This is a genomic window from Nocardioides aquiterrae (genome assembly GCF_039526625.1).
GTDB lineage: Bacteria > Actinomycetota > Actinomycetes > Propionibacteriales > Nocardioidaceae > Nocardioides > Nocardioides aquiterrae.
The window spans coordinates 40,010-52,983 of record NZ_BAAAJE010000023.1; the positions used below are offsets into that span (position 1 = coordinate 40,010).

The window sequence follows — 12,974 nt, forward strand, 5'->3', positions numbered from 1 at the left end:
ATCGCGCCGTGAGCCGACGATCGGCTGTCCTCGCTGCCTTCTGGGCGGCCGAGCTGGCGTTGGTCGTCGTCCACCTGGTCTCGCCGCTCACCTCGTTCGGCGACATCACGTACCTCGTGGGCGTGTGGCTCGGGCCGGCGCTCGCGATCTACGGCGTGGCCACGGCACCCGCCGTCCGGCGCCTCGTGCCGATCCTGGTCGGCGCCGGCGTGACGGCCTCGGCCGTCGGCGACCTGATCTGGTCGATCGAGTACTGGACCGGTCCGGAGCCCGAGGTCTCCGCCGCCGACGTGCCCTACCTGCTCAGCTACCTCGGGCTCGGCGCCGCGGTGGTCGTCGTCACGACCGTGCGTCGCGGCCGCAGCTGGCGGGTCGACGTCGACGCCGTCATCGACGCCCTCACCGTCATCGTCGTCAGCGTGCTGCTGTTCTGGACGTTCTCGATCCACGACATCGCCGCCGACCAGAGCGCCTCGCCGTTCGTCCGGCTCGTCTGGGCCACCTACCCGGTGCTGGACGCGGTCCTGCTCGCCCTCGTGCTGCGCGCCATGTTGAGCCGCACCTCCCGCGAGGCGATCGGCATCCCGTTCGCGGCCGGCGTCGGCTGCTGGCTCGCCTCCGACATCGGCTACCTCGTCCTCGAGGCCGACGGCCTCGTCGCCGCGGTCCTCGACGTCGGCTGGATGCTCGGCAGCCTCCTGCTGGCGAGCGCCACGCTGCGCGCAGCCGCGCCGCCGGAGGACGTCGACGCCGAGGACGCCCCGGCGCATCCCCTCCGCAAGCTCGGCATCGCGATCGGCCCCCTGCTCGTGCCGCCGGTGCTGCTGCTGACCAACGCCGTCCTGAGCCGCGACCCGAAGGCCGTGGCCGTGCTGGTGAGCATGTTCGCGCTCGTCGCGCTGGCGTTCGTGCGGACCGCCCGGCTGCTGAGGTCGGAGGCACGCGCCCGGGCGGAGCTGGCCGCGGCGCGCGACGCGGCGCTGGAGGGATCGCGCGCGAAGTCGGCGTTCCTGGCCACCATGAGCCACGAGATCCGGACGCCGATGAACGGGGTCATCGGCCTCACCGACCTGCTGCTCACCACCCAGCTGGACGAGCGCCAGCGGCAGTACGCCGACGGCGTCCAGACCGCCGGCCGTGCGCTGCTCTCGATCATCAACGACATCCTCGACTTCTCGAAGGTGGAGGCCGGCCGGGTCGAGCTCGAGGAGATCGACTTCGACCTGGTTCGGCTGGTCGAGGACGTCGCCGAGCTGGTCGCCGAGCCGGCGCGCGAGAAGGGGCTGGAGCTGCTGGCCTACTGCTCCCCCGAGGTCCCCGCGGCGCTGCGCGGCGACCCCGCTCGGATCCGGCAGGTCCTGCTCAACCTGGCCGGCAACGCGGTGAAGTTCACGCCCTCCGGCGAGGTCGTCGTCCGGGCTCAGCTCGAGAGCCGCCCGGACGCCCGCCTCGTGGTGCGGTTCGAGGTCGTCGACACCGGTGTCGGGGTGCCCGAGGAGCACCGGGCGTACCTGTTCGAGCCGTTCTCCCAGGCCGACACCTCGACCACCCGCGAGTACGGCGGCACCGGGCTCGGCCTGGCGATCAGCCGGCAGCTGGTCGAGGCGATGGGCGGGGAGATGGGGGTCACGAGCACCGTCGGGCAGGGCAGCACGTTCTGGGCGACCGTGCCGCTGCAGGCCGCCGTCGATCCCGCGAGCCTGCCGCCGTCCACGACCGAGGGCCTCGACGGGCTCCGGGTCCTGGTGGTCGACGACAACCACACCAACCGGGTGATCCTGCACGACCAGCTCGCGGCCTGGGGCATGACCGTCGACACGGTCGACGGCGGCCCGGCCGCGCTCGCCGCGCTGCTCGCCGCCGTCCGGGAGAGGCGGCCCTACGACCTGGGCGTGCTCGACCTGTGCATGCCCGGGATGGACGGGCTCGAGCTCGGCCGGCGCATCGCGGCCTCCCCCGAGCTGGCCGGAACCCCGCTGGTGCTGCTCACCTCCGGACCGGACATCGGGCTCACCGAGGCGCAGGCGGCCGGCATCGGCGCGGCGCTCACCAAGCCGGTGGCCCTCAGCCGGCTGCGCACCACCCTCGGCGGGCTGGTCGCGGTGCAGGCCGCCCGGCCGCGCGCGGCCGCCGCGGAGCCCACGCCGTCGCCCTGCCGGGGCCGCGTCCTCGTGGTCGAGGACGGCGAGATCAACCAGCTGGTCGCGACCGGCATCCTCGAGAGCCTCGGCTACCAGGCCGAGTGCGCCGACGACGGGTACGGCGCCCTCGAGGCGCTGGCGAGCACCGCGTACGACGCGGTGCTGATGGACGTGCAGATGCCGAACATGGACGGCTACGAGGCGACCGCGGAGATCCGGCGCCGCGAGGGCACCGATCGGCACACGCCGATCATCGCGATGACCGCGAGCGCCATCGAGGGCGACCGGGAACGGTGCCTGGCCGCGGGCATGGACGACTACGTGTCCAAGCCCGTCGACCGGGCGTCCGTCGACGCCGCCCTCGCGCGGTGGGTGGCCACCAGCTAGGAGCGGCCGGGCAGCACCTTCGAGACCGCGTCGCGGGCGTGGTCGACGAGCGAGGCGATCGGGCCGACGGCGTACTGCGCCACCGGCGAGCCGGCCGTCGACGGGTGCGGCCGGGTCGGCGCGATCGTCTCGACGACCCGGAACATCCGGCCCATGCCGAGACGCTGCTCCTCGCTGCACGACTTCTCGAGCAGCGGGAACTCGTCGCTCTCCTCGGCCTCGGCGTGCGCGTCGACCGACGCCTCGAGCGAGGCCAGCAGCCGGTCGAAGTCGGCGTCCGACACGTCCAGGCCGTCGAGCTCGTCGAGCACCTCGGTGGCCTCGGCCTCCTCCGCGTTGCGGGCGTCGGCGACGTCCTTGCCGCCGGCGTCGGTCACGATCGGCCGGACGATCATCTCCTCGGCGGTCTCGTGGGCCACCAGCAGCGCGCGCAGCTCGGCGAACAGCTCGGCGCGCTCGTCGCCGGCGGCCTCCTTGACCTCCGCGAACAGGTCCCGGATCCGGGCGTGCTGGGCGTACAGGATGCCCAGCACGTCACCCTCGGCGTAGTTCTGCGCCTTCTTGCGGTCCTCGGTTGCGTCACCCATGGCCCCCAGGTAACCGGGCTACCGCCGCCGCATTCCTGCCCCCACCGCCGTCGTGGTCGCCGTGGTGCCGGCCCGTGTCTAGCCGAGCATCCTCCGCCGCTGCTCGACCGCTGTCGGCACCACGCGGCGGCGGCGCAGCGCGCCGGGCGCGCGGCGCAGGCCCCGCAGGGTGCCGAGCCGCTCCGCGGGACCGGCAGCCACGCCCCGGCGGGCGGTGTCCCACACGGCGGGCCAGGGCAGCCGCATCACCGCGGTGAGCAGCTCGTTGCGCGCCAGCAGCGCGCGGCGGCCGTCCTGCGGGCCCCGTCGCGCGGACGGGTGGTGGTGCGCGACGACGTCGTCGGCGTACGCCAGGCCCCAGCCTGCGGCGGCCAGGTCGAGCGCGAGCCGCTGCTCCTCGCCGCCGAACTCGACGACACCGTCGAAGCCGCCGGCGAGCAGGAACGGCTCCCGGCGCACCACGGCGCCGCACGCGACGAAGCCGAGCACCGGCGGTCCCGGGAGGTCGGGCTCGGCGGGCAGCGGTGACCGCGCCATCTCGGTGCTCATGGGGTCGAGCCGCTCCTCCGGGCCGACGAGGATCCGGGCGGCGACCAGCGCCAGCCGCGGGTGGTCGTCGAGGAGCTCGGCGGCGCAGGCGAGCGCACCGGGTGCCCACCACGAGTCGTCGTCGGCGAACGCGACGTACGGCGTGCGCGCCTCCACGACGCCCAGGTTGCGCGCGACCGCGCCGATGTTCTCCGACAGCGTGAGGACCCGGACGTCGGGAAACGCGGCCCGGACCAGCTCCGGCGTCCCGTCGGTCGAGCCGTTGTCGACGAGGACCACCGGCGGCCGGTGGTGCGGCAGCGACCGCGTCAGGTCGTCCCAGCGGTCCCTCGTCACGACGACGGTCGTCACCTGGTCGGTCACCGGGCCTCCGCGAGCAGGGCGTCCCAGTCCCGCAGGAACCGCTTCAGGCCGAACCGGTCGAGCGCGTGCTGCCGGGCGGCGCGGCCGGCTGCGGCCGCACGGTGCGGGTCGCCGACGAAGGCGGCGACCGCCTCGAGGAGGACGTCGCGCCGGGTCGTCACCACGCCGGCGTCCGGCGGGACCGCGAACGGCGCCTCGGTCGCCCCGATCGCGACCACCGGCATGCCGAGCAGCATGGCCTCGATCAGCGACAGCCCCAGCGACGTCCACCGCGCGGTGTGCACGTAGACCCGCCGCCGGGGCAGCTCCGCGTGCATCGCATCCTGGGGCAGGTCCTCGAACGCCGTGAGCCGCGGGGTGCGGTCGAGCAGCGACACCCGCATGCCGAACACGTCCACCGGCGCCACGGAGGCGATCGGCGCGAGCAGGTCGGTGCCGACGAACCGGCCGCGGCGCACCGGGTCGTTGACGACGACGGCGGCGTGCGGGAGCTCACCGGTGTAGCGATGGCCCGGGTCGACGACGCCGTGCTCGACGATCGTGGTCGGCGCCGAGCCGCAGTCCCAGAACAGCTCGTTGAACCCGGTCACGTGGGCGACCGGGATCGCCCGCTGCCCGGCCATCGGGTGGCGGGTGTCCGGGACGTCGCCGGCGGGCGTGTTGTGCTCGACGTAGACCGCGGGCAGGTCCCGGCCGGGGCGGCGGCCCAGCCACCGCTCGGCGAGCTCCGGCTCGTGGGGCCGCTGGAGCACCACGACGTCGACGTCCAGGTCCCGCATCTGCTCCGGGGTCACCTCGCGGACGCTCGCCGGCCAGTCCCAGGTCCGGGCGCGGCCCAGGCCGTCGGGCCCGCGATCGGGCGTGACCGGCAGGAGGTAGTCGTGGCCGCCCTGGACGAACGACGTGGTCCAGGAGCCGTGCACGTGCCACAGCAGCACGCGCATCAGGCGCTCCTGCCGAGCGCGCGGAAGTCCCACCCGGCCCCGACCCACTTCTCCGGGTCGAGCACCAGGCGGGCGTCCAGGACGGTACGCCGGCAGACCAGCTCGCCGACCTCGTACGGGTCGAGCGCGGCGAACTGCGGCCACTCGGTGAGGACCAGCACCAGGTCGGCGCCGCGACAGGTGGTCGCGACGTCGTCGACCACCGTCAGCTCCGGGCACGCCCGGCGGACGTTCGCGCCGGCGAACGGGTCGTGCAGCCGCACCGTCGCGCCGCTGCGGTGCAGCCGGCCGGCGACGTCGAGCGCGGGCGAGTCGCGGATGTCGTCCGACTCCGCCTTGAACGCCCCGCCCAGGATCGCGACGGTGCCGCCGCCGGCGGGGAGCAGCGACCGGGCGAGCTCGGCGGTCCGGGACCGCTGGTGCAGGTTGACCCGGTCGACGGCGTCGAACAGGGCGGCCGACTCCCCCACCCCGAGCTCGCGGGCCCGGGCGACGAACGCCCGGGTGTCCTTGGGCAGGCAGCCGCCGCCGTACCCCAGACCCGGTGCCAGGAAGTCGCGTCCGATGCGGGGGTCGGCGCCGAGGATCGTGGTGAGGTCGCCGACGTCGGCGCCGGACGCCTCGCACACCTCGGCGAGCAGGTTGACCGTCGAGATCCGGGTCGCCAGCATCGCGTTCGCCGACACCTTCGCGAGCTCGGCGGTGGCCAGGTCGGTGCGGATGACCGGAACCCCGGCGGCCACCAGGTCGGCGTACACGAGCAGCAGGGTGCGGTGGTCGTCGTCGTCGTCGACGCCGAGCACCAGCCGGTCGGGGCGCAGCGTGTCGCGCACCGCGCGGCCCTCGCGCAGGAACTCCGGGTTCCAGGCGACGCGCGCGCCCAGGCGGTCGCGGAGCCGGGCGCCGGTGCCGACCGGCACCGTCGACTTGCCCACGACCAGCGAGTGCTCGCCGAGGTACGGCGCGAGCGCGTCCGCGACCGACCAGAGCGCCGAGAGGTCGGCGCCGTCGCCGTCGCCCACCTGGGGCGTGCCGACGCAGAGGAAGTGCACGTCGGCGCCGGCGACGTCGGCCAGGTCGTCGGTGAACCGCAGCCGACCGGCCGCGACGCCCTCGGCGATGAGCTCGTCGAGGCCCGCCTCGTGGAACGGCGCCCGTCCCCCGCGCAGCACCTCGAGGCGGCCCGGATCGCGGTCGACACCGACCACCTCGTGGCCCGCGGCAGCCAGGCAGGCGGCGTGGGTCGCGCCGAGGTAGCCGGTGCCGAGGACGGAGATCAGCATGCGCCCCGGTTCCCGCGGCGGCCCCACTCATGCGGAGCGCCGGGGCGCGTTTGGGAAGCGTCGACCGGGACACCGGACTGCCATTCCGAACCCGTCCGGAAGGAGTCCACGGTGGCGAAGGTCCTGGGCATCAACGCTCTCTTCCACGACCCGGCGGCCGCCCTCGTCGTCGACGGCGAGACCGTCGCCGCCGCCGAGGAGGAGCGCTTCTCGCGCCGCAAGCACGGCCACCGGCCGGTGCCGTTCGCGGCCTGGGAGCTGCCCGAGCTGGCGGCGCGCTGGTGCCTGGCCGAGGCCGGGCTGGACGTCGCGGACCTGGACGCCGTCACCTACTCCTTCGACCCCGGGCTCGCGGAGCCGGCCGACGAGCTCGGCCTCGACGACCCGTGGGACCACCTGCGCCAGACCTATGCGCGCGAGGCGCGCGGCTTCCTCGGGACCGCGCTGCCCGGGCTCGACCCGGCGGCCGTCCGGCACGTGCCGCACCACGTCGCGCACGGCGCCTCCAGCGCGCTCGCCTCACCCTTCGTCGGCGGCGACGTGGACGTGCTCGTGCTCGACGGCCGCGGCGAGTGCGGCAGCCACCTGGCCGGCACCTACCGCGGCCCCGACCTCACCGTGCACGCCGCGCAGCGGCTGCCCCACTCGCTCGGCCTCCTCTACGAGGACCTGACCGCGCACCTCGGCTTCCTGCGCTCGTCGGACGAGTACAAGGTGATGGCGATGGCGTCGTACGGCACGCCCCGCTTCCTCGGCGAGCTGCGCGAGCGCGTGCACCACGACGGAGCGGGCGGCTTCCGCACGCTGCCGGTCGACTGGCAGGCGCTGGCCAAGCGGCTGCGGCCCGGCGAGGAGTGGACCGAGGACCACGCCGACCTCGCCGCCAGCGTGCAGGCGCGGCTCGAGGAGGTGCTCGTCGAGCTGGCCTCGTGGCTGCGCGAGCGCTCCGGCGGCACCCGGCTCGCGATGGCCGGCGGCGTGGCGCTCAACTGCGTCGCCAACACGCGGGTCCTGGAGCGCAGCGGGTACGACGAGGTCTGGGTGCAGCCCGCGGCCGGCGACGCCGGCACCGCACTGGGCGGCGCCCTCCACGTGGCCGGACAGCTCGGCGACGAGCTGCGCCCGATGCCCGGCGCCGACCTCGGCCGCGGCTGGACCGACGACGAGGTCGAGGCCTACCTGCGCACCGCCCAGGTGCCCTACGAGCGCCCGGCCGACGTGGCGGAGGAGGTCGCCGAGTGCCTGGCCGCCGACGGCGTCGTCGCCTGGTTCCAGGGGCGGAGCGAGTTCGGGCCCCGGGCCCTCGGCCACCGGTCGCTGCTCGCCCACCCCGGCCGGCGCGAGAACCTCGAGCGGCTCAACGACGTCAAGGGCCGGGAGCAGTTCCGGCCGGTCGCGCCGATGGTGCTCGCCGACCGCGCGCCGACCGTGTTCTCGCGAGGACCGCTGCCCTCGCCGTACATGCTCTTCGTGCACGACGTCGCCCCGGAGTGGCGCGACCGGATCCCGGCCGTCGTGCACGTCGACGGCACCGCGCGGGTCCAGACGGTCGACCGCGCCGACGAGCCGCTGGTCGCCCGGATGCTCGAGGGCTTCGAGCGCCGCACCGGGCTCCCGGTCGTGGTCAACACCAGCCTCAACACCGCGGGACGGCCGATGGTCGACGACCCGCGCGACGCCCTGGAGTGCTTCGGATCGGCACCGGTGACGCTGCTGGCGATCGGGCCCTTCCTCGTCCGGAGGCGGGGCCGGCCATGACCCCGGTCCCCACGTCCATCGTCGTGCCGACGGTGGGCCGCGCCAGTCTCTCCGCGTTGGGTGCCGCACTGGCGCAGCAGACGCGGGCCGTCGACGTGCCGGTGGTCGTCGTGGACGACCGGCCCGGTGGCGCGGACCTGGATCTGGACGCCCACGGCCTCGACCTGCGCGTCGTCCGGTCCGGCGGCGGCGGCCCGGCGCGGGCACGCAACGTCGGCTGGCGGCACACCCGGTCGGAGTGGGTCTCGTTCCTCGACGACGACGTGCTGCCCGACCCGGACTGGTTCGAGGTGCTCGCCGGCGACCTCGAGCTCGCCGGCGCCGCGGTCGGCAGCGCCGGACGGGTCCGGGTCCCGCTGCCCGCGGACCGGCGGCCCACCGACTGGGAGCGGGGGACCGCCGGGCTCGAGCACGCCCGCTGGATCACCGCCGACCTGACCTACCGGCGCGATGCGTTGTCGGCGGTGGGCGGGTTCGACGAGCGCTTCCCGCGGGCGTTCCGCGAGGACGCCGACCTGGCGCTGCGGCTGGGCGCGGACCGGGGCACCGTGGTCGCGGGGGCCCGCGGGGTGACGCACCCGGTGCGCCCCGCCGACGACTGGGCGAGCCTGCGCCAGCAGGCCGGGAACGCCGACGACCGGCTGATGCGCACGCTCCACGGCCCGGACTGGTGGACCCGCGCCCAGGCGCCGCGCGGCCGGATCCGCCGCCACGCCGCCACCACGGCGGCCGGCCTGCTGGCCCTGGCCGGTCTGGCGACCCGTCGCCGGGCCCTCGCCGCCCTCGGCGCCGCCGGGTGGCTCGCGGGCACCGCCGAGCTCGCCTGGGCCCGGATCGCCCCCGGCCCCCGCGACGCCGCGGAGGTACGCCGGATGCTGCTCACCAGCGCCGCGATCCCGGCCGCGGCGTGCTGGCACGCGCTGCGCGGCGAGCTCGCCCACCGGCGGGCGGCGCCGTGGCGCGGTCTCCCGGACCTGGTCCTGCTCGACCGGGACGGCACCCTCGTCCACGACGTCCCGTACAACGGCGACCCGGAGCTCGTCGCCCCCGTCCCGGGCGCGCGGGCCGCGCTGAACGCGCTGCGCGAACGCGGGGTGCGCCTGGCGGTGGTGACCAACCAGTCCGCGATCGGGACCGGCCGCCTCGACCGCGGCCAGGTGGACGCGGTCAACGCCAGGGTCGAGGAGCTGCTCGGCCCGTTCGAGGCGTTCTACGTGTGCCCGCACGCCCCCGGTCAGGGCTGCTCGTGCCGCAAGCCCGCGCCCGGCCTCGTCAAGCAGGCCTGCGGCGAGCTCGGCGTGGACCCGGCCCGGTGCGTCCTGGTCGGCGACATCGGCTCCGACATCGCGGCGGCGGAGGCGGCCGGCGTCCCGGCGTACCTGGTGCCCACCCCGCAGACCCGGCCGGAGGAGATCGCGGCGGCGCCACGGGTCGCGGCGAGCCTGGCCGAAGCCGTGGAGACGATCCTGCGGGGCGACGGGTGATGCGCACCCTCGCGGTCCGTCTCGACAGCCTGGGCGACGTGCTCGTCACGGGCCCGGCGATCCGGGCCCTCGCCGCCGGGTCCGCGTCCCTCACCCTGCTGTGCGGGCCCCGGGGCCGGGCGGCCGCCGAGCTGCTGCCGGGCGTCGACGACCTGCTCTGCTGGCGCAGCCCGTGGATCGACCCCGAGCCCGACGCGGTCGACCCCGGCGACGTGCGCGCCCTGATCGCCGACCTGGCCGGGAGACGCTTCGACCGGGCGGTGGTCTTCACGTCCTTCCACCAGTCGCCGCTGCCGACCGCGCTGGTGTGCCGGATGGCCGGCATCCCCTGGGTCGGCGCGATCAGCGAGGACTACCCCGGCTCGCTGCTGGACGTCCGGCACCGGGTCGGCGACGACCTGCCGGAGCCGGAGCGCGCGCTGTCGCTGGCTGCGGCCTGCGGCGCTTCGCTGCCCGGGTCCGACGACGGCCGGCTGGCCGTGCGGCCCGGCGCGGTGCCGCCGACCGAGCTCGGTGAGGACTACGTCGTGCTCCACCCCGGCACCTCGGTGCCGGCCCGGGCCTGGCCGGCCGCGGGCTACCGCCGCACGGCCGAGCGGCTCGAGGACGACGGCCACCGCGTCGTCGTCACCGGTGCGCCGCAGGAGCAGGAGCTCACGGCGTACGTCGCGGGCCGCTCCGGCGCCTGCGACCTCGGCGGCCGCACCGACCTGGCCGGCCTCGCCGGCGTCCTCGCGGGTGCCCGCGCGGTCGTCGTCGGCAACACCGGGCCGGCCCACCTGGCGGCGGCCGTCGGCACGCCGATCGTCTCGCTGTTCGCGCCGACCGTGCCCCGCACGCGCTGGGCGCCGTACGGCGTCCCGCTCGTCGTGCTCGGCGACCAGGACGCCCCCTGCCGCGACACCCGCGCCACCCGGTGCCCGGTGCCCGGCCATCCCTGTCTCGCGTCGGTCACTCCGGACGACGTGGTCGCGGCCGTCGCGACGCTGAGCGGGCCCGCCCTCCGGCGGCCCGCATGACCACAAGGAGGACCCGATGAGACTGGCCCTGGTCTCCGAGCACGCGAACCCCCTCGCCGCCCTCGGCGGCGCCGACGCGGGCGGACAGAACGTGCACGTCGCGGCCCTGGCGGCGGGGCTGGCGCGGCGCGGCCACGACGTCACCGTCTTCACCCGGCGCGACACCCCGTCCGGACCGGACCGGATCGAGACGCCCGACGGGTACGCCGTCGAGCTGGTCGCCGCCGGGCCGCGTGCGGAGGTGCCGAAGGACGAGCTGCTGCCGCACGTCGCCGAGCTCGGCGACCGCCTCCGCGAGCGCTGGCGGCACGCGCCGCCCGACCTCGTGCACGCGCACTTCTGGATGAGCGGGCTGGCCTCGCTGCGGGCGACCCGCGGCACGTCGGTGCCGGTCGCGCAGACCTTCCACGCGCTCGGATCGGTGAAGCGCCGCCAGCAGGGGCTGGCCGACACCAGCCCCCGCAGCCGGATCGACCACGAGCGTCGACTCTGCCGCGACGTCGACCACGTGATCGCCACCTGCTCCGACGAGGTGGCCGAGCTGCGCTCGCTGGGGCTGGCCCCGGGGCGCGCGAGCGTGATCCCCTGCGGGGTCGACACGGACCTGTTCCGGCCCGCCGACCGCCGTGACCCCGGCGGCCCGGCCCGGCTGCTCGTCCTCGGCCGCGTGGTCGTGCGCAAGGGGATCGGCAACGTCGTGGAGGCGCTGACGCAGCTGCCGGGAGTCGAGCTCGTCGTCGCCGGCGGCCCGGCGGCCGACGCTCTGGACGCCGACCCCCACGTGCACCGGTTGCGCGAGGTGGCCGCCGACGCCGGGGTCGCCGACCGGGTCCGCTTCCGCGGCGGCGTCCGCCGCGACGAGGTGCCCGGGCTGATCACCGACAGCGACGTGGTCGTGACCGTGCCGTGGTACGAGCCGTTCGGCATCGTGCCGCTCGAGGCGATGGCCTGCGGCCGCCCGGTGGTGGGCGCCGCGGTCGGCGGCCTCCTGGACACCGTCGTGCCCGGCCGCACCGGCGAGCTGGTGCCACCCCGGGACCCGGACGCGCTCGCCGCGGCCGTGCGCGGGCTCCTGGACGACCCGGAGCGCCGCGCGGCGTACGGGGCGGCGGGCCGCGAGCGCGCGGTCACCCGCTACGACTGGCGGCAGGTGGTCGACCAGACCGACGCCGCCTACCACGCCCTGGCGAGCAGCACCGACCGAGCGACGGAGGTGGCCCGATGACCGCGGCGCCGCAACACCTGCACACGCCCTGCGACCACGTGCACCTGGCCGAGCTCCGCAACGCGCTCGACGGCTTCGCGTCGTGCGTGGACGTCGCCGACGAGTGGGGCGTGCGGCTGGCCGCGGTGCTCGACCGCGGCGGCCGGCTGCTGGCCGCGGGCAACGGCGGCAGCGCGGCCCAGGCGCAGCACCTCACCGCGGAGCTGGTCGGCCGCTACCGCGAGGACCGGCCGCCGTTCTCCGCCATCTGCCTCACCGCGGAGACGTCCAGCCTCACCGCGATCTGCAACGACTACCCCGCGAGCGAGCTCTTCGCGCGGCAGGTCGAGGCGCACGGCCGCCCCGGTGACGTGCTCGTGCTGATGTCGACGAGCGGCACGAGCGAGAACGTCGTCGCCGCGGCCCGCCGCGGCCGCGAGTGCGGGCTGGAGGTCTGGGCGATGACCGGGCCGGCGCCGAACCCGCTGGCGAGCGCGTCCACCGAGAGTTGCGCGGTGGAGGCGCCGTACACCGCGACCGTGCAGGAGCTGCACCTGGTCGCCCTGCACATCCTCTGCGCGGCCCTGGACCGCACCCTGGACGTCGGGGTCTCGCGGACCCACCGGCTGCGAGGAGCCTGACGTGGCCCGACCGCTCGTCGTCGTCGGCGACGCCCTGCTCGACGCGGACCTCTGCGGCCGCGCGGGCCGGCTCGCGCCGGACGCCCCGGTGCCGGTCCTCGACAACCTCCAGGAGCACCAGCGCCCCGGCGGCGCGGCGCTGGCGGCCGCACTCGCCGCGCGCGACGGAGCCGACGTCGTCCTCGTGGCCGCCGTCGGCGACGACGAGGCGGGTACGGCGCTGCGCCGGCTGGTCGCCGACGCCGGCGTCGAGCTGGTCGCGCTGCCGCTGCACGGCGAGACCCCGGTGAAGCGCCGGGTCCGCGTCGCCGGGCAGTCGCTCCTGCGCCTGGACTCCGGCGGCGGCACGCCGGGCGCCCCCGCGCTCGGCGCGCTCGACGTCCTCGGCGACGCGTCCGCCGTGCTCGTCTCCGACTACGGACGCGGGACCACCGCCCTGCCGGCCGTGCGCGACGCGCTGGCCCGGACGCCGCACGTCGTGTGGGACCCGCACCCGCGGGGAGCCGACCCGGTGCCCGGCGTCCGGCTGGCCACCCCGAACCGCGAGGAGGCCGCGCTGCTCGCGGGCCGCCGCCGCGGCGCCTCGCCGCGCTCGGGCCTCGGCGCGGTCGACG

The 12,974-nt window shown here is 76.3% G+C and carries 11 protein-coding genes; 7 read left to right on the forward strand and 4 right to left on the reverse strand.

Going from position 1 to position 12,974, the window contains the following annotated elements; translation table 11 throughout:
• The first annotated feature begins 8 nt into the window (after positions 1 to 8).
• Positions 9 to 2,528: a response regulator gene (locus tag ABD086_RS19365; protein WP_343909254.1), complete on the forward strand. Its 2,520-nt coding sequence runs from the start codon at positions 9 to 11 to the stop codon at positions 2,526 to 2,528.
• Here the strand turns inward: ABD086_RS19365 and ABD086_RS19370 are convergent.
• From ABD086_RS19370 to ABD086_RS19385, 4 genes are all read right to left on the reverse strand, one after another.
• Positions 2,525 to 3,115, reverse strand: a complete 591-nt coding sequence (locus ABD086_RS19370) for a hemerythrin domain-containing protein (RefSeq protein WP_343909255.1) — start codon at positions 3,113 to 3,115, stop codon at positions 2,525 to 2,527. The two genes, ABD086_RS19365 and ABD086_RS19370, sit on opposite strands and share 4 nt — an antisense overlap.
• A 78-nt stretch (positions 3,116 to 3,193) precedes the next feature.
• A complete protein-coding gene (locus ABD086_RS19375; RefSeq protein ID WP_343909256.1) occupies positions 3,194 to 4,027 on the reverse strand; it encodes a glycosyltransferase family 2 protein in 834 nt (277 codons plus the stop codon).
• Complete coding sequence (locus ABD086_RS19380) at positions 4,024 to 4,971, reverse strand: glycosyltransferase (RefSeq protein ID WP_343909257.1); 948 nt, start codon at positions 4,969 to 4,971, stop codon at positions 4,024 to 4,026. The genes ABD086_RS19375 and ABD086_RS19380 overlap by 4 nt, the downstream gene beginning before the upstream one ends.
• The gene (locus tag ABD086_RS19385; protein WP_343909258.1) at positions 4,971 to 6,254 is read right to left on the reverse strand and encodes a UDP-glucose dehydrogenase family protein; all 1,284 of its coding nucleotides are present in this window, start codon (positions 6,252 to 6,254) and stop codon (positions 4,971 to 4,973) included. Before ABD086_RS19385 ends, ABD086_RS19380 begins: the two co-directional genes overlap by 1 nt.
• 111 nt (positions 6,255 to 6,365) lie before the next feature.
• On the opposite strand from ABD086_RS19385, the gene ABD086_RS19390 reads away from it, so the two are divergent.
• From ABD086_RS19390 to ABD086_RS19415, 6 genes are all read left to right on the forward strand, one after another.
• A complete protein-coding gene (locus ABD086_RS19390) occupies positions 6,366 to 8,012 on the forward strand; it encodes a carbamoyltransferase family protein (RefSeq protein ID WP_343909259.1) in 1,647 nt (548 codons plus the stop codon).
• Positions 8,009 to 9,496, forward strand: a complete 1,488-nt coding sequence (locus tag ABD086_RS19395; RefSeq protein WP_343909260.1) for an HAD-IIIA family hydrolase — start codon at positions 8,009 to 8,011, stop codon at positions 9,494 to 9,496. Before ABD086_RS19390 ends, ABD086_RS19395 begins: the two co-directional genes overlap by 4 nt.
• On the forward strand, positions 9,496 to 10,515 hold the full coding sequence (locus tag ABD086_RS19400) for a glycosyltransferase family 9 protein (protein WP_343909261.1): 1,020 nt from the start codon (positions 9,496 to 9,498) through the stop codon (positions 10,513 to 10,515). Before ABD086_RS19395 ends, ABD086_RS19400 begins: the two co-directional genes overlap by 1 nt.
• A gap of 16 nt (positions 10,516 to 10,531) precedes the next feature.
• Positions 10,532 to 11,740 (forward strand): glycosyltransferase, encoded by a 1,209-nt coding sequence (locus tag ABD086_RS19405; protein ID WP_343909263.1) that lies wholly within the window; start codon positions 10,532 to 10,534, stop codon positions 11,738 to 11,740.
• On the forward strand, positions 11,737 to 12,360 hold the full coding sequence (locus tag ABD086_RS19410) for a D-sedoheptulose-7-phosphate isomerase (RefSeq protein ID WP_343909265.1): 624 nt from the start codon (positions 11,737 to 11,739) through the stop codon (positions 12,358 to 12,360). Before ABD086_RS19405 ends, ABD086_RS19410 begins: the two co-directional genes overlap by 4 nt.
• A gap of 1 nt (position 12,361) precedes the next feature.
• A partial coding sequence (locus ABD086_RS19415; protein WP_343909267.1) for a PfkB family carbohydrate kinase occupies positions 12,362 to 12,974 on the forward strand: 613 nt, incomplete at its 3' end.